We start from the raw sequence: 16,877 nt of genomic DNA on the forward strand, positions 1-16,877 counted from the left end.
ATGAGTAAAGTACAAAACAGTGAAACCTTATTACCCACAATATACCCCACCTCTCCCGGGTTTACAGAAGTGAGTATTAATGAGGTCGATCAAGATATATGGGCTACTTCACAGAATATGGCGGATATTTTCAAAGTATCTAAGCAAAGTGTTGAGCAGGAAATATTAACCATATACAGTAACAACCAATTAGATAGAAGTGAAACAAATAAAGAATTTCTACTTTCTCAAAAGATCGATGATCGCTGGATTAAGAGGCGTATTCCTCACTATAACTTGGACGTAATTCTCGCAGTAGGGTATAGGCTCAACAGTAAAAGAGCGGGAGATTTTATGCGTTGGGCTAATAGTGTTCTTAAAGAGCATATAGAACAAGGCTACTCTTTAAATTATTCGAAACTAGAAAACGATCCAGAAGCCCTTCGCTCTTTAGCGGAAGAGGTGCGAGCACTACGTTCAAGTGAAAAAAGTACTTACGCAATTTTGCGAGATTGTTTTAAAATATGCGCCTCTGATTATGATGGTGACTCACAAAAAGCGAGATCTTTCTTCGCCTTGTTACAAGATAAATTTTATCATGCTATCACAAGCATGACGGCATCTAAGATCATCTTAGATAGAGCTAATGCTGAAAATAAAGATATAGGACTTGTTACTTTTAATAGTGAAATCCCCACCAAAGAAGAGGTAAAGGTAGCTAAAAACTATTTTGAAAATAAAGAACTGAAAGAATTACATCTGTTATCTGAAGCTTTTTTAGTTTTAGCGGAATCACTAATATCTCGCGGAGTTAAGATGACTATGAAAGGCCTTCATAAAAAGATAGATAAGGTTCTTAAGTTGCATGAGTACGATGTGTTTGGCGGATATGAGGACTACACAAGAGATGAAGCAGATGCTCACGCCTTAAGAGAGCGCGACAATTATATAGAAATTCTTAAATTACAGACTCTTGAATTAGATACTCCATTTAGCTTGGATGCTTTCTATGATGGGGAATATAATGACCTAAAAGAGATAACTGCTCAAATCACCCTCCCCCAGCTAAAGAAGTATCTACCTGATATAACTGAAAAATTACACTTTATAAGTAAAAGTACCCTTCTAGAATAATTTAAAAACTAAATAAACCCGCCAATTATGGCGGTTTTTTTACGTCTATATAAAGTTAAACAAGAAAATAATAACAAAAGTGTTTGCCCTCTATAAAAACATTTGTTATATTCAAGACATCACAAAAAAAACATAAGTTATTAAGGTGTCAACATGTTCATTCTAAATCTAATCAAACAACGCGCACAACGTCACATAGAAAATAAACGCATCAAAAGAAATGCCCGTCTTCATAAGGAGATCGAAATAGCCAACGCCCACGTTGACTTCTCTCTCGAACAAATCAGAGATGTAATTGCACATGAAGAGCAAGAGCTTGCGCGTATGTTTGTTTTAAGCCCCAACAAAAAGCAGCAACAAATCCTTGTAGCTGGACTCCATAAAGCTAGAAACCTGATCAGTGCGCGTGCTAAAGCTGCCGCTAAATATGAAAAGATGGCTTCTATTGTTAATACTCCAGTAGTTATTCTTCAGAAAAAGGTGGCCTAATCATGAACAGTATTGAATGCCCATATTGCGGAAAATCAGATGTGGTATCAAATACTTTAGACCTCGGAGAAGGAGAGCATAAAGTTAAGTGCATAGCATGCCAAAAAGAGTTCTTTGCTACCGGAGAAGTTTATTTAAAATTCCATTCAAAAAAAACAAGTTGTCGAGAAGGTAAGCATGAGTTTACAGAGTGGACAAGGTATGACTTTGAGGGTGATTGGTATATCCGTATGAATATTATGCCAAATATATGCGAACCCCACTCTATCTGGAGTAGACGCTGTGTTGACTGCGATGAAATTGAAGCGAGTGAAGAACTTCCTTTTGGCTCGGCGCTTCCTGAACACCTAAATGAGGTATGACATGTACGAAAGTAAAGAACAGATTGTATGTCCTGCAGTTAGATATCTGTTTAGCCCTAAATTTCAAGGTAGAACGATAGAAATAGAAAAAACCAGACTCTGTATCAAATATGATGATCAGTTCGCAACTGACTTTTTTCAAAGCCTATCAAATAAACACTACTTCTGGACATTAAAGCTTTATGAAGAAGGCTTTATGACAAATAAAGGTCGATTTGTTGATCCCAAAGAGGCACTAGAAATTACCGGATGGGGAGCTCAACTAAGATTTAAAGAGCGAAAGCGCTTATTACCAGAAGATCTTTACCAATAGCGCATCATTAAATTTAAACAACATCATTAAAAGGAGAACTATCTATGTCAATGGCTGATAACAGAGATCGTACTTCATATTGGATCAATAACACTGTCAAGGATCACTTAAGAAGAAACGGTTGCATATTAAATCGGTTAAGTAAAAAGAGAGGTGGGCTCTTCATTTATCAGATCATCGACCAGAGAGGCAATATTCTAGCGGAGATAGATCGGATTCGGATGGAATTAGATTGGAAGAGAAACAAACTACAAGATTACATTGACCAAAGAACAACATTTTAAAAGAGGGATAGTATGTCTCGTGGAATTAATAAAGTCATTTTAGTCGGACGTCTTGGGCAAGACCCTGATGTCCGTTATACAGCTGCAGGTAGCGCTGTTACTACCATCTCTATTGCAACGTCCGAGAGTTGGAAGGACCGTAATACCGGACAACAACAGGAACGCACCGAATGGCATCGAGTTGTCTTTTTCGGTCGTCTTGCAGAGATTGCTGGGCAATATTTAAGAAAGGGATCTCAAGTCTATGTAGAGGGATCTCTTCGAACCAACAAATATACTGATAAAAAGGGTATTGAACGCTACTCAACTGATATCAATGCCAATGAACTACAAATGTTAGGCAGTGGCAACTTTAATCCATCAAACCCTAATAATCAGCATGTTGATGATCAATCTATGGCAGGTGATTATCCAAAAAAAGATCCCTGGGGTGCCCCAGAGAAGAAAGTAGGATTTGATGAAGAGGATGATGATATTCCGTTCTGAAAAAATGGCGATTGCATCGTCAAGAATAAGCGCAGTGGTAAATATCATTACTGCGACATCGCCGGCAACTTGTTTTGCATGAGTCAGCCAGCACCCAATAATCCACAATCAATTTATGAGCAAAGTGGAAATGATCGAGATATGCATGGCAACTTTGGATGCAAAGTTTGCTTACGACAAATGAGAAAAAGGATTTTGAAATGATTAATCCGGTTTATAAAAATGGATCAACTGCAAAAGTTGGTCACACCGTTATTAAAGATAACGTAACCAAAAAGATTATTCGCATTGATAAAAATACGCGCCAAGTGTGGTTTAAATTTGGTGGCTTTGAATGGTTTGAAGATATGAAGAGTTATATGGAGGTTTAAGCGTGAAAGAGTTGACTAATTCATTATCAGAATTGACAATAACAAGAAAGGAAATTTCCGAAGCATACGGCGTAACGGAAGACTCCGTATCTGTGTGGGCATCAAAAGGACAATTCCCCCTACCTTTACGCGGTAAAAAATATATTTGGTCTAGAGAAGCAGTTAGGCTTCACATGATAAGCTCTACCCTGCCAGATAAAGATATTGAAAAGCTCATGGCATTCCAAAAATATATTTAATAAATTTCCCTTTCAGGGGCAATTGAGGGGACACTTTCAAATTAACAGCCATAAAAGTGTATAAATGTAATGCATTAGAGACCGCTTATTTGCTGTATTCCTCATTTTTACACCCTCCAAAGACACTCTTCTTCGGTACCAAATACAAAAAAGCGATCTTTCATAGATCGCTTTTTTATCTGCTTGATACAATTTTTTCACCGCGCTATAAAAACAAAAATTGATAACGGATGATAACGGATAAACTCTACCCTTAATACAATCTCTGTTTATTTATTTCGCCTATACAACTTATTTACTATTTAATCTCTAAAATCTCCTTACATCGCTCTAAGGATCGAGCTTGAGAGGCTTCATACATTTCTAGTTCATCAAGTACTTGAGCCCCCAAATCCTCAACAAATTGTGTCTGACTAGAATTTTCTACATAGTTTACACGAGCTTCATCCCCAAGATTTGATTGGAAAATGCCCGCCGCACTTACCGGTAAAAAGTCTTCATAAACAATAGGCTTATAAATAATTGCACCTAAATCAATTAATTCATTCAATGTAATCCCTTTAGGAAACTGTCCTCTATTTGCAATTCCTTCCTTTGTTGGAAAATAAGAAAAATAAGCTAATTTCTGATCATGAAGTGCTGCGTAATCATCTGGAAAGTCCTTAAAGTTTTTAGTAAGTGCAATGTAATATTCTTCAGCATTTTCTTCTGATGGCGCCCCTACTTCTGCCCGCGTCCTATTTAATAATTTATCATAAAGAGCACGTCCTTTAGGCGTTAAGGCAACACCTCTTTGTTCAATCTCTCCAAAGCGAGCTGTATGACTCCCCATCTCCTGACTATTTTGATCAACAAAAGATACTGGCTCTTTTAAGGCTTTAAAACTTGTTTGACGCAATAGAATAGGACACTCTCTGCGAGGAGGGCCTTCAATAACAGCTTTAGCATTAATTCCTCTCTTCGGCATCTCTAACTGAATTGTATCAATATCTAATGTTCTAGGCGTTAAGTGATTAATATGAGGCCCCTTAAAAGCCACAACATCAGCAATTAAACGGTGTTGATTATGTAGGTTTTGATACTGTGTTGCTGTTACCGTAGCTTCTGGATGCCAACGAAAGGTCTCTAAAGACTCTTCAATAAACTGCCGAGCTTCTTCCTGAGTTAGTCCACCTGCCTGCTCATATTTCTCAATAAGACTCACAACCTTATCTGTAAAAATATTCCGTTTTTGTAAAATTTTTACTGCCTCATCTCTTAAAGCCTCATCTTCAATTAACTCAAGACGTAAAAGGGAAGTAAAAATCCTAAAAGGACTAATCCGCAAAGAATCCTCATGAATTGCTCTAAAAACAGTCGAATGAACGGGAACACCGGCTGGTGCTAAATCATAGTAACCCACTGGAAACATTCCCATAACAGCAAACAGTCGACGAAGCATCTTGAGCTCTTCCGCTGTTCCTACTCGGATTGCCCCATGTCGCTCCTCATCGAGTCTCTCAATTTCTCCTGTTTGCACTAAGCTTTCATATAAATCTCTATCTTGGCTTAAAACATTTTGATTAACTTCAGAGACTAATTCCATTAAATCTTGATATAAAGGAACCTCATTTTGATACATATTTGACATTGCCGCTGAAAATTGCGCTCGAATGTCATCTGGTGAAACAAATGATAATTTAGACATTTTATTACTCCACTTGTAAATTCATTATAGTAAATAAGCACTCACCTAAAATAACTAGCCCCGCTCGAAGCTGCTCAGAACTAATAGTTAAAGGTGCTAATAGTCGAATAATATTACGGTTTTTACCACTCGGCATTAATAGTAATCCCCGTTCACGTGCCATAGGTAATAATTTTGTTAACATATCTGGGTCAGGTTCCCCATTTTGTTTTATTAAAGGAATACCTATCATAGCTCCAATACCTGTAAGCTCCCCTACACATGATAATCCCTCACTTATCCATTGAGCATGAATCTCTTTGACCATACTCTCATACCCTTCTCCCCATTTTTTTAATGTTTCGTGATCCGAAAGAATTTCAATGGTCGCGAGAGCTGCCGCACAAGCTATGGTATTACCTGAAAAAGTGCCGCCTAAACTTCCGGGAGGTAAATTTTCCATTAATCTCTGTTTTCCCATCACCGCTCCTAGAGGCAATCCTCCGGCGATACTTTTTGCAAGTAGAATGATATCTGGCTCAACCTCTAAATGTTGAAAAGCAAAAGGCATGCCTGTTCTTCCAAATCCTGATTGAATTTCATCAAAAACATAGACTATCCCATGCTTATCACAAAACTCACGCAAATAATGGGCGAAATCACGATCTAAAACTTGAAATCCGCCCTCTCCTTGAACGGGTTCAACAAAAATACTGCTAATATCATTCACATCAATTTCAACATTAATAAGTCGCTCTAGCGCCTCTATAGCCATTTGACTAGTCACTGTGTTATCAGGACTTGGAAAAGGTAAGTGATATACAGGTCCAGGCAAGGGGCCTAGAGACTTTTTATATGGCAAGACTTTTCCATTGAGATTCAGCGCTGCCAGCGTTCTACCATGAAATCCACCATCAAATGCAATGGATACTAGACGCCCAGTATTCATTCGGGCGATTTTAAGAGCATTTTCTGTAGACTCTGCACCGCTATTCGTTAACATGCCAAAAAAAGGCGTCTTGGTTGGAATAAATTCAGATAGCGCAGTAAGTAAATCTTTATATAGTTGATGTGGAACCGCATTATAAGCCGAGTGAGTAAGCTTCTGAGCTTGATCTGTAATTGCTGAAACTATTTTAGGATGGCAATGCCCTAAGTTGAGCACGCCAATTCCCCCAATAAAATCGATATACTCTTTTCCTTCTGTATCCCAAACCGTAGCATTTTTACCATGGGATACCGTAATCGGATGTATGATCGAAAGTGCCGATGTAACTTTCATTTTGGTAAGTTCTCCTAATAAATCCTTTTTGATGAGTTATCTCTATATCCAATAAAGCTCCTCATATAACAGCAAACTTACCGTAACCTATCAAACGAAAAAAATGCGATCCCTTATTCCTTTTTTTCTGATTCTAATGTTATTTTTGATAAATATTTTTTAATCCATGCAACTAACTTTTTAATAACCTGTAAATCTGAAAATTGTGTTTCATAAGCTAAATAGTACGCACCATGACGAACTAGTTCATAATCCCAAGGAATCATTAATGTTTTTCTGGAAAGCTCCTCTTCAACTAAAAACTTAGGTACCAAGGCAATACCATATCCCATCTCCGCTGCACGAATACAAGCTGACCATGTTTCAAAACCAAGTCCGTGATAACACTGTTCAATATCAACAGATTGACTATCAAAATATAGATACCAAGAAGTAGAGCGAGATTGGCATTGCAGGAGAGTATAGTTTTGAAAATCCTCCACTGAATCAAAAGCGCTTTTTTGTTGCCCCAATAGACTCGGATGACACACAGGAATCATTTGTTCATCAAATAATTTAATCGTAGTTAAACCCTCCCAGACGCCATTTCCAAACAAAAAAGCGATATCAACATTATCTTTGGACAAGTCAAATGGTTGTACATAATCTTTTAAGTTGAAGCGAATATGTGGGTAGAGGTCATGAAACTCCTTCATAGCTGGAATAAGCCAACGCTCGCCAAAGGTTGGGTGTGCCGCTAATGTTAATATCTCTCGATCGCTTTCAAAAGAGAGCATGTGTAAAGTTGAAGCTTCAACCGCATCTAAAATTTTTCGTGCTTCTGAAAGATAAATTTTCCCCGCCGCGGATAAACGCAACCTTTTCCGCACTCGATGAAATAAGTTCGTCTGTAAAGTAATTTCTAACTGCGCTACCTGTTTACTAACAGCACTTTGTGATAGATAAAGCTCCTCTCCTGCCCGTGTAAAACTAAGATGTCTCGCTGAAGCTTCAAAACATTGTAAAGCTGCTATTGAAGGTATTTTTTTACGTGAAATTCTTTGAAAACTCATTCCTATTCTCTACTCCTTTAAATAGATATTTTTACTTATTATGTAGTTTACTTTAAAAAACTTCACGAAAATTTCGAATGACTTTAAGCTGAAAGCTCTCTTGCAGTTCAATCCTATTTGCTCTTTAATCACTAACTGGATCATATGATCTAGATCAAATATTAACTGGCCAGATCATTCTTTGAAATAAAGACTTATATAAAAGAATTACTTAAGCAGTAGAGAGGCGCTTAAAACCTATTTATAGCGTTTTTTAAATGTCGCGATAACTCTCAATATTTAAGAGATAATTTCATAACAATAAAATATAAATTGATACAAATTGATCAGAAAGTTCTAGGAGGACATTGATGATTGCATTATGGAGATGGTATAGAAATAAATCCTTTATGCTCAAAATAACCAGTGGGTTTATTTTAGGCCTGATCTTTGGGCTAACCTTAGAGACAACCAATGAAGTTTTTGCCCCACTTGGTGTCATTTTTATGAATCTATTAAAAATGATCGTTATCCCGCTTATTTTTCTATCTTTAATTGTAGCTGTAAATCACTCTAATCCTGCTGACTTAGGGAGAATCGGAGTTAAAGTCTTTCCTATTTACGTTATAACAACAGCGATTTCCGTCGCTATCGGTCTGATTATTGCTACACTTCTGCAACCCGGAAAAGGGGTAACATTCTCTAATGATATTACGTTAACCATTCCCGAAAGACAGGGATTCTTAGATACCATAATCAATATGGTGCCTACCAATATATTTAAAGCTTTTGCGGATGGTCATATTTTATCTGTAGTATTTATGGCAATAATTACAGGCTTAGCGATTCTATACATGACACACTCAACCGATAATAAACAACAAAAAATGGGAAATACCTTAATGACTTTTGTTGAGGCTGCTAATGAGGCAACGCTTAAAATTCTAAATGGTATATTAGAATATGCTCCTATCGGAATTTTTGGAATCACTGCCGCAACAATTGGAGCTCAAGGGATAGATACCGTGATTGCTTTAGGTAAATTTATTGTTACTTCCTACCTAGGCGTTATTCTACTGCTCGTTGTCTTTTATCCCCTTATCCTCAAATTATGGGGTGGAAAAGTTATTCAATTTTATAAAGATATTAAAGAGTCAATGCTCACAGCATTTGTCACTTGCAGTAGCTTAGGGACACTTCCAATCACTCTAAAAGCGGCAAAAACTGCAGGTATTGATGACCGTATTGCAAAACTAACCCTTCCAATTGGAGCCACTGTCAATATGAATGGTACAGCGCTACGTTTAGGAATCGCGGTTATTTTTGCTTCAGAAATTATTGGAGTTTCACTCAGCCCCGTTGATCTTGTCTCCATTGTTGTCATTGGAACATTAGCGGCTGTTGGAACAGCTGGAGTACCTGGAGCTGGTCTAATAGCAATGGCGGCCGTATTCACTCAAGCAGGTTTACCTATTGAAATTGTTGCGCTGACAGCCGGTATCAATATATTAGTCGATATGATTTTTACATTAGGTAATGTTACCGGGGATCTTGTTGCCGCTAAAATGGTTGATTTATCAGAGCGAAGATATCTTGCAAAACAAAAGCAGTGAATTAATAATATCTCGTTCGAAACAAGAAGATAGACCAAAATACCCGATAAGTTTTATCGGGTATTTTATATATTAAAGCAATAATCCGAGATTAGAGCTCCTACAAACCGTACTACTCCAAACACTGATACTTCTTCAGATAATCGACTGTTACGAGCGGTGCGTTCTCTTTTTTAGTGCTTTTATCGACACGCTGATCGATCAATCTCGCGTTCTTCATGCCCCATCCTTGGCAGATTTTATTGGCTTCTTCATCAGCTTCTGTTTCAGGAGCGGTGACTATCTTTTTAAAGCCTTCTACCCCTTCGGCATAGATCTCAACGATCGCTTCTGATCTGCTTGCATGTCCAACGCGCCACTCTGCCTCTTGTGTTGCGCAGCCCATCAGTAATAATAAGGTGACAATAGATAGTGGTAATAAACGCTTTTTCAAACGCTTTTTCATTCGATACTCCTCAACTCAAAGATCTGATTAAATAACTCGATAACTACCTATATACCTTATAAACTCATTAAGTAACAATTTAAAATGATAATGATTTTAGTAATCTCATTTTAAGTAATTTTTAGGTGATTTTTTTAGGCAATTTAATTTAGAAGGAACTCCTATGCATCACTATATTGATTCCACAGACTTCGATCTGCTTAAAGAAGCGAAAGCACACCTCTCGATTCAGACAGAATGTGAATATGAGGGGAAAATTTACAAAAGCCCTGAAACAGTAGTATCTATCGACCAGAAGATTGATCTTGCATTGATCAATCGAACCATTGATGATATCGCTCATGTTATTGCCACAGAATCGATCGCGATGATTGATGCCTTAAAGATGATCTCTACAGAACATCGGCTCACGCTCTTTTTTAAGGATGATGCCGGCGAGTTATTGAAAGCCCCTACGATTCATCCCCTACTGCTTTCAGCTTCATTTGGGAGATAATTGAGGGAAATGAGAAAGATCGAGAAGATAAAAAAGGAAGCCTTAGAGCTTCCTTCTTCTTTTAAAATGGGTTTAGGTGATTTCGGCACTTAAGTGACTTAAAGTAGTGCTTTAATTTTAGCGATCGCCTCTTCTAAAATCGAATTGATCTCGGTCTCATGCTCGGCATTTTGGTTCTCTTTTAAGAGTAGGCGGAGTTCTTTGAGTTTTGCTCGATGGGGGGATTCTGCGCTTCTTTGTTCTACGGCATATGCCTGCTCCATCGCATTGATCAGCTCTCCTTGTGCTTTAAGCCAAGAGAAGAGCACTTCTGCTTCATCGAGCTTTTCACTAATCTCCTCTTTGCCCTTTTTCGTAAGGGAGAACTCTTTTTTAGAGCCATCCATCGTTACCTCAGCTAGCTCACTCTCTTCCAGATATGCCAAAAGAGGATAGATCATGCCGGGGCTCGGTTTGTAGAAGCCCTTTGAACGCTCCTCTAGCTCTTTAATAATCTGATAACCGTGAAGTGATTGTTCTGAAAGAAGCATTAAGACCAGTAACTGTAGCTCTTCACTACTGATGCGTCTTCCCCCGCCAAAGCGACCATGACCACGCCCCCCTTCTCTTCTTCGTCCGCCACCGCGACCGCCCATTTCAAAGCGATCATCTCTCCGGCAATGTTCTGAAAAATGATGGCGCCCTCTTCTGCCGGCACCTCTTCCGCGCTGATAACCTCTTGCAGAGCGATCTCCACAAGCTAATAGACCATATTGCATTCTTGATAATTCTCTCATCATAGACTCCTTCTTGTTGATGATTTTATATCGTAAGATATAGTTGATATATGCATCTTAAGATATATCTTGAGATATGTAAACTATTAGACCTATTTTATTTTCCTATTATTAGTTGTTTATCCCTCAATCTATTTCTTCCTCCTCAATCACCCTTCGTTATAATCTCTTTTCACAATCTCATAACCGTTATTGAGGAGTCTTATAATGCATAAATTGATCAATCCCCCTACCGTTTTTAATAGCTTACAGTATGGTTTTAGTCAGGCTGTTTTAACAAAAGGTTGCCGGCAGCTCTTTCTTTCTGGGCAAGTTGCCACTGATAAGGATCAAGTAACGATCGCAACAACAATGGGAGAGCAGACACGTATCTGTTTAGAAAATATTGAGAAGGTATTAATCTCGGCAAATACTACAAAGCACTCAATTGCGATGTTACGTCTCTATATCAAGGAGAGTGCCAATACGCCGGAGACACAAGAAGAGATCTCAATGGCATTGAAGGCTTTTTTTGGTGAACAGATGCCGGCATCTTCTTGGATTGTAGTTACAGGATTAGCTCTTTCTGAATGGCTGATTGAAATTGAAGCACAAGCTGTTATCAATGATGAGGCAGATGTTGAATAGTTCTTCAGAAGAAGATCCTTAAGAAAATTCGCGGAGCGGCGGGAGCCTACTGTTTTCTTCTTTCTACCTCTGCATGCCCGCCCATTGCATCTTTCTATTTGGCATCTTCGATGCCGAGGACAATATCATTAAAGTAACGATTATTGACGATAAAAGATCGCCTACTGCCGGCGCGGAATTTCTGGAAGCATGAGGTAGTAAAGACCGGCACTTCATCAGCCTTTTTTGTTTCAACATAACTAATCATTGAGGTAGCGATATTTGCCGGCATGCAATTAATGGAAGCGTGCGATAGTAAGGACCGGCATCTTATCAGCCTATTTTGTTTTGCTCTTTTGTTTTGATATAAAACAACAATAATAAAAAAACCTCTCTACCCGTGAGGAGTAGAGAGGCTTCTATCATATTGACTTTCGAACTTCAGCTTCGATTAATGACGCACATTTAAGAGCTGCATAAGGTCTTTGTAGAGCATCTTCGCACTGAGGCGATAGCCCACGCCGGTAAGATGAACTTTATCACGACCGGCAAGGGATTCTGTTTCCCATTGATCGATACTGCACTTACCGCCCATCGCCATCTGCCAATCCCAATAGAGCGTATGTTCTGAACGCGCCACAGACTTCTGTACCGCTTTAACGATCTTATAAGATGGAGGCTGACGATCGACACATTTACCGGAAGCATCACGTAATAGCGCATCGCCCGGCCCGACCATTAAGATCACGGCATTAGGAAGACGCTGACGGATTTTACGAATACTTGCCACTAAATTTTGACGATAGAGATTCTTATCGAGTCGATCATTAAAGGCTTCATTAGTGCCATATTCTAAGATCACAAGATCGCTCTCTGTTGCGGCAAGCTCTGCTGTCCACTCAGGTGACCAACGATTCCAGATCGAAAGCTGCGCACCATTGGTCGCGATGGAAGAGACAATCGCGCCGGGACGATTCGCTCGCTGTAGCCAAAATCCTCCCACTTCGATCCCCTTCTCGCCGGCAACTAACTTAAAGGGTAATGCACTCTTCATCTTTACGATCTGCCAATGATTACTTTTCATCGGTAAGGTGATATTAGTCCGTCCAAAAGCACTATAGAGAGAGAGCGATTCCGGCACCTCTTCACGCACAACCATACGAATATTCCACGCTTCATGTGGACTCATATTATTACGCGGTAAGAGATCGATATAACCGCCGGCTTTAGTGGAACGCGCCACATAGCCCCCCATCGGATAAGCGGGATGATCGTCGGTGCGGCTATTGATCAGCTGCCAATTTTGTGAACGCCAAGTCACCTCTGCATGACGCTGACCTCTCACATCCATCGGTGTTACCCAACCGATACCGGCATTTCCAAAGCGTGCTTGTAATTGTGTCCGAAGCTCGCCGGTGAAGAAATCTGCCGCCGAGTGGGAATCCCCAAATTGTGTGACCGATAATACCTCATGACCGCCGGCAGCAAGACGCGAAACTTTCTGCTGCAATAGAGAGAGATTCGCTTCACCGTAATTGGTAATCCCGGGGCCAATCTCTCGGCGATAATCACCAATGCCGGCACTACTACAACCTGCAATAATGATCATCGTTAAGGCACCAAGTGCCCAATTTCGTAATTGTTTCATTCTTTGTTTAAACCTTTCTTAAACATCTTTTAAACACTCCTTAAGCATCTTTTGAAGATCCTTTAAAGATCCTTTGCAGACCTTTTAAATAGACTTCAAACCCTGTTTAAGAATCTGCTATCAATATCTCGTAGCGCTGTTCACTCACCGATTTTAAACCTTTTAGCATTTAGCGCACTAAATTCTTCTCTTCTAAAGTTGAAATAGATTACTCGGCAGGCTGAATAGGCGATCCATCGGCCCATTCCCATAGAAGGACTTCAGGGGCTATTTCCCTGCTCTTAATAGGTTTATCACTACCTTTTCCTGCCCCTTTTTCCACCTGTTTCTCTGTCGCTCTCTCTAGCGACTTTTCGCGTCGACGTGATGAACTTTCTCTTTCAAGTTCAATTTCCGGCGTACTCTGTAGCTGTAATGGTGGCGCAATATTTTGATCGGCAAGCTTTTTATCCACTAACTTTCTATCCACTTGCGTGTTGCGCTTTAAGGTCGATTTTTCTGCTCTTTCTGTGGAAGATGTTGCCGAGCTTCTCTTATCTTTCCGCTCTTTTCTCTCTCCCTCCATCTCTTTCACCTCTTTTGCTTTCTTCACTTCTAAAGAGGAAGATTCCGTCGCTGATTCCGGCTCCGCTTCATCCAATACCCCTTGAGAATTAATGGAGAGAAGATCGATCACACGATTCCCCACCATTCGCTGTCCGGCAACGGTAAAGTGAATACCATCATTAGCTCGCACCCGTTGTTGCCCTTTATCGGTCACCACATGTGCGGCATAGCCCGCATCACTACATCCTAAGATATCGCTCGTGGGAAGATAGTAACCATTAAAGCGCTCTACCTCTTCTTGATAGAGTCGATTGAGATAGATCATATCGCGATGAAGTTGATCTTTACGCATACAGGGCGCACCGAGCCAGATAACAGGAATATCATGCTCTTTTGCCGATAGAAGCAGTTGACGAATTCGCGATCGATAAGCGCGCTCCCACTCAGGGGATTTAAAGCGAAGATATTGCTTACGCCCCGGCACGGGGAAATCCCAAGGATCATTCGCCCCAAGATAGACCACCATCACCCGAATATCTTCATCTTTTGCTAACGTCTCTTTAACCACTTTGGGCCAATTGTAGAAGTTGGGATAGGAGAGCCCGGTACTCTGTTTACTCAAATCAACACCATCAATCCCCTCTTTCTGATAGAGCGCCTGCTTGATTCTCGGCGCAACACCTTGCATCATCGAATCGCCCACAAAAAAGAGTTTATCGCCGGCACGAACCTCTCGTGTTCCCGGCAATTGGGGAAATTGAGGGCCAACAAAACCCATCACCAGTACCTCTTCAACTTCAGCAACCTCGGCAATCTCTACTTCCGGCGCCTCTTTCGGCACCTCTTTTATTATCTCCTGCTTGGCTAAATCTTGCTGACCGGCAGATTGATCCGTCAGCAAAGAGGGATCGACCTCCGCAACTTCATCTACTTCGACAATAGATTCGACACTAGAATCGACGAAACCGGGCTTCTTGCCGGTGATCCAGCGTTCAATCTCTATTAAAGGGGAATCTTGATGATAGCTCTGCATCCAGTAGGTATTGACCGATTCTCTAAAGAGAAAGAGCATACCGGCAACGGTAATAATTAAGATATAGGCGACTTTAGCTCTCATATTCACTCCTTAGAAGCTTGCATAGATAAATTGCGGAATGCCTGATGGCGCTAAATAGATCGCTCCCCACAAAATAAGGATATAGAGGATCGGTAATAAAAACCAAGGAATTCTTCGGCTAAGACGCACAAATTGTGCCGGCACTTTCACCAAGATAGGATAGAGAAAGAGCGTCACGGCGAGAATCATCAAAAGAAGTCCGAGCGAATGGTATGGGAAAGCTTCTAACGTGAAATTCGTCAAGAGCGAAGAGAGATAGTTGAGCGAATCATCAAAGGTGATATTACGGAAGAAGATCCACCCTAAACAGACATAGTTGAAGGTGAGAAAGCGATTAAAATAGGTCCGATAAGTAGCCGGATGATTCTCTCTAAAATGAGCGCGAATCTCTGCACGGCTCAAACCCTTTGCCACTAAACGCTTCTGCTGATAATGATCTTTAACATTTAAGAAGAGAACGCCGACACCATGGAGCAAGCCCCAGATCAAAAAGTTGAAGGTCTCACCATGCCAAAGGCCTGAAAGAACCATCGCAATGAGGACATTAATCTGCGTCCGCACCAATCCTTTACGGCTTCCCCCTAACGGAATATAGATATAATCTTGAATCCAGCGCGACAGCGAGATATGCCAACGGCTCCAAAAATGCTTAAGATTAGTGGCAAGGTATGGCGCTTTAAAGTTTCTTGGCAATTGAAAGCCGAGAAGAATAGCGATCCCCGTCACTAAGTTGGTATAGCCGGAGAAGTTAAGATAGAGCTCCACGGCATAAGCGTAGACACCGAGGATCAGATCGACCGTATGGAGCGATTGCGGCGTATCAAATGCCGGTTTAACCCACTCTTGTGAGACATAACTACTGAGCCAATAGACCTTAATCACCGCCAATATGATGAGCGCAAATGCACGATGAAATCCAACAATCTCACGCGGTGATCTTCGCTGAATTTGAGGAAGAAAACGATTCGCACGATTGATCGGGCCGGCAATCACACTGGGGAAGAAGGCCAGAAAGAGGGCAAAATCGAAGAAGCTGATCGGTGCCATTCCGCGCCATGATGAAGCTTCGAGCGGTCTTTCTCGCTGATCGACCGCACGCTCATAGAGCGATACAAGATAGCTAATAGAGTGGAAAGTGTAGAACGAGATTCCGATCGGGAAGATAATCTCCGCCACCGGCAATGAGAGATCGATCCCCCATTCGGAGAGACGATAGACAAATTGGGGTGCAAAAAAGTTAAAGTACTTAAAGAGTGCTAAGTTGCCAATCGCCACAACAACAGCGGTAATCAGCCAAAACTTAGGCGATCGCCCATAACTAATACCGGTAGAAAGCAGGTAGATAACAGTGGTATAGCCGGCCAAAATCAATGCGAAATCGATGGTAAAAAGGCCAATAATCCAATAACTTGCCACCAATAGTAGCCCGTTTTGAATCGCAACGCTCCGTCTAAATAACCAATAGAGAAGAAAGAAAAGAATAAAGACAACGGCAAACTCTATAGACAGATAACTCACAATCCAACCTTCATATCGATTTTAATTATTATAGCGTTTGAGGGATGCTCTACCGCTGATTCCATCTTATTTTAGCACGCCCAATCTCTGCTGCACGCACACAATCAAAGGCTGTTATTCTACGTGTTTATCGGGGAGTTTCAAGCTTAAGCGATCATTTTAATAATGATCCTTTCAGAACCTCTTATTGAGGATTAATCGAGTGCTTATCGAGTATTTATTAAGAGTAGATGGAGAATAGATGGAGAGTCGATTGAGGACTAATTAAGGATTAGCTGGGGATACAGACCTAAAAATGTGGAACATGAAAATGAGAAATAAAAAATGAGCAAAAGCGCACTAGAGCATGATAAAAGTTTGTACACTCATAACCGAAGAAATACTCTGCTCCCCCTCTGCCAAAGTGCAAGATTTGGTGCTATATTGAGCCGGTTGTAACTATTAAAACGATAAGCATCATATAACCTTTCACGACC

Annotated in this window: 19 protein-coding genes; 10 read left to right on the forward strand and 9 right to left on the reverse strand. The window is 40.4% G+C overall.

Annotated elements, in window-relative coordinates:
• The 7 genes from rhuM (at window position 1) to DC082_RS06625 (ending at window position 3,657) form a co-directional block, all read left to right on the forward strand.
• Window positions 1–1,113: a RhuM family protein gene (rhuM, locus tag DC082_RS06595; protein ID WP_109236301.1), complete on the forward strand. Its 1,113-nt coding sequence runs from the start codon at window positions 1–3 to the stop codon at window positions 1,111–1,113.
• Between the two features lie 153 nt (window positions 1,114–1,266).
• Window positions 1,267–1,602: a hypothetical protein gene (locus DC082_RS06600; RefSeq protein WP_109236302.1), complete on the forward strand. Its 336-nt coding sequence runs from the start codon at window positions 1,267–1,269 to the stop codon at window positions 1,600–1,602.
• A gap of 2 nt (window positions 1,603–1,604) precedes the next feature.
• Window positions 1,605–1,964, forward strand: a complete 360-nt coding sequence (locus DC082_RS06605; RefSeq protein WP_109236303.1) for a hypothetical protein — start codon at window positions 1,605–1,607, stop codon at window positions 1,962–1,964.
• Between the two features lies 1 nt (window position 1,965).
• Complete coding sequence (locus DC082_RS06610) at window positions 1,966–2,277, forward strand: Y16D family protein (RefSeq protein WP_109236304.1); 312 nt, start codon at window positions 1,966–1,968, stop codon at window positions 2,275–2,277.
• Between the two features lie 296 nt (window positions 2,278–2,573).
• Window positions 2,574–3,047 (forward strand): single-stranded DNA-binding protein, encoded by a 474-nt coding sequence (gene ssb, locus DC082_RS06620; RefSeq protein ID WP_109236306.1) that lies wholly within the window; start codon window positions 2,574–2,576, stop codon window positions 3,045–3,047.
• Between the two features lie 158 nt (window positions 3,048–3,205).
• The gene (locus tag DC082_RS10650) at window positions 3,206–3,418 is read left to right on the forward strand and encodes a hypothetical protein (RefSeq protein ID WP_133243693.1); all 213 of its coding nucleotides are present in this window, start codon (window positions 3,206–3,208) and stop codon (window positions 3,416–3,418) included.
• A gap of 2 nt (window positions 3,419–3,420) precedes the next feature.
• Window positions 3,421–3,657, forward strand: a complete 237-nt coding sequence (locus DC082_RS06625; RefSeq protein WP_109236307.1) for a hypothetical protein — start codon at window positions 3,421–3,423, stop codon at window positions 3,655–3,657.
• Window positions 3,658–3,955: 298 nt separating this feature from the next.
• Here DC082_RS06625 and hglS read toward each other — a convergent pair whose 3' ends face one another.
• From hglS to DC082_RS06640, 3 genes are all read right to left on the reverse strand, one after another.
• On the reverse strand, window positions 3,956–5,344 hold the full coding sequence (gene hglS / locus DC082_RS06630) for a 2-oxoadipate dioxygenase/decarboxylase HglS (RefSeq protein WP_109236308.1): 1,389 nt from the start codon (window positions 5,342–5,344) through the stop codon (window positions 3,956–3,958).
• 4 nt (window positions 5,345–5,348) lie between these two features.
• On the reverse strand, window positions 5,349–6,605 hold the full coding sequence (locus tag DC082_RS06635) for a 2-aminoadipate transaminase (protein ID WP_109236309.1): 1,257 nt from the start codon (window positions 6,603–6,605) through the stop codon (window positions 5,349–5,351).
• Window positions 6,606–6,718: 113 nt separating this feature from the next.
• Window positions 6,719–7,657 carry a LysR substrate-binding domain-containing protein gene (locus tag DC082_RS06640; RefSeq protein WP_229821647.1) on the reverse strand — a complete coding sequence of 313 codons (939 nt, stop codon included), beginning with the start codon at window positions 7,655–7,657 and terminating at the stop codon, window positions 6,719–6,721.
• 350 nt (window positions 7,658–8,007) lie between these two features.
• Between DC082_RS06640 and DC082_RS06645 the strand changes: the two genes are divergently transcribed.
• Window positions 8,008–9,249: a dicarboxylate/amino acid:cation symporter gene (locus DC082_RS06645; RefSeq protein WP_189363321.1), complete on the forward strand. Its 1,242-nt coding sequence runs from the start codon at window positions 8,008–8,010 to the stop codon at window positions 9,247–9,249.
• A 112-nt stretch (window positions 9,250–9,361) separates the two neighbouring features.
• Here DC082_RS06645 and DC082_RS06650 read toward each other — a convergent pair whose 3' ends face one another.
• Window positions 9,362–9,694: a hypothetical protein gene (locus tag DC082_RS06650; RefSeq protein WP_109236310.1), complete on the reverse strand. Its 333-nt coding sequence runs from the start codon at window positions 9,692–9,694 to the stop codon at window positions 9,362–9,364.
• A 163-nt stretch (window positions 9,695–9,857) separates the two neighbouring features.
• Between DC082_RS06650 and DC082_RS06655 the strand changes: the two genes are divergently transcribed.
• Window positions 9,858–10,190, forward strand: a complete 333-nt coding sequence (locus DC082_RS06655; protein WP_109236311.1) for a hypothetical protein — start codon at window positions 9,858–9,860, stop codon at window positions 10,188–10,190.
• Between the two features lie 98 nt (window positions 10,191–10,288).
• Here DC082_RS06655 and DC082_RS06660 read toward each other — a convergent pair whose 3' ends face one another.
• Window positions 10,289–10,969, reverse strand: a complete 681-nt coding sequence (locus DC082_RS06660; RefSeq protein ID WP_109236312.1) for a PadR family transcriptional regulator — start codon at window positions 10,967–10,969, stop codon at window positions 10,289–10,291.
• 204 nt (window positions 10,970–11,173) lie between these two features.
• Here DC082_RS06660 and DC082_RS06665 point away from each other — a divergent pair, with 204 nt between their 5' ends.
• The gene (locus DC082_RS06665; RefSeq protein WP_275665777.1) at window positions 11,174–11,593 is read left to right on the forward strand and encodes a RidA family protein; all 420 of its coding nucleotides are present in this window, start codon (window positions 11,174–11,176) and stop codon (window positions 11,591–11,593) included.
• 94 nt (window positions 11,594–11,687) lie between these two features.
• On the opposite strand, the gene DC082_RS10745 is transcribed toward DC082_RS06665, so the two are convergent.
• The 4 genes from DC082_RS10745 to DC082_RS06680 form a co-directional block, all read right to left on the reverse strand.
• Window positions 11,688–11,864, reverse strand: coding sequence for a hypothetical protein (locus DC082_RS10745; RefSeq protein WP_192875362.1), 177 nt, complete (start codon window positions 11,862–11,864; stop codon window positions 11,688–11,690).
• Window positions 11,865–12,023: 159 nt separating this feature from the next.
• Window positions 12,024–13,220, reverse strand: coding sequence for an SGNH/GDSL hydrolase family protein (locus tag DC082_RS06670; RefSeq protein WP_109236313.1), 1,197 nt, complete (start codon window positions 13,218–13,220; stop codon window positions 12,024–12,026).
• 208 nt (window positions 13,221–13,428) lie between these two features.
• Window positions 13,429–14,883 carry an SGNH/GDSL hydrolase family protein gene (locus DC082_RS06675; RefSeq protein ID WP_109236314.1) on the reverse strand — a complete coding sequence of 485 codons (1,455 nt, stop codon included), beginning with the start codon at window positions 14,881–14,883 and terminating at the stop codon, window positions 13,429–13,431.
• Between the two features lie 9 nt (window positions 14,884–14,892).
• Window positions 14,893–16,401 (reverse strand): MBOAT family O-acyltransferase, encoded by a 1,509-nt coding sequence (locus tag DC082_RS06680; RefSeq protein ID WP_109236315.1) that lies wholly within the window; start codon window positions 16,399–16,401, stop codon window positions 14,893–14,895.
• Window positions 16,402–16,877: the final 476 nt, after the last annotated feature.

The sequence above is a fragment of the Ignatzschineria indica genome, assembly GCF_003121925.1.
Lineage (GTDB): Bacteria > Pseudomonadota > Gammaproteobacteria > Cardiobacteriales > Wohlfahrtiimonadaceae > Ignatzschineria > Ignatzschineria indica.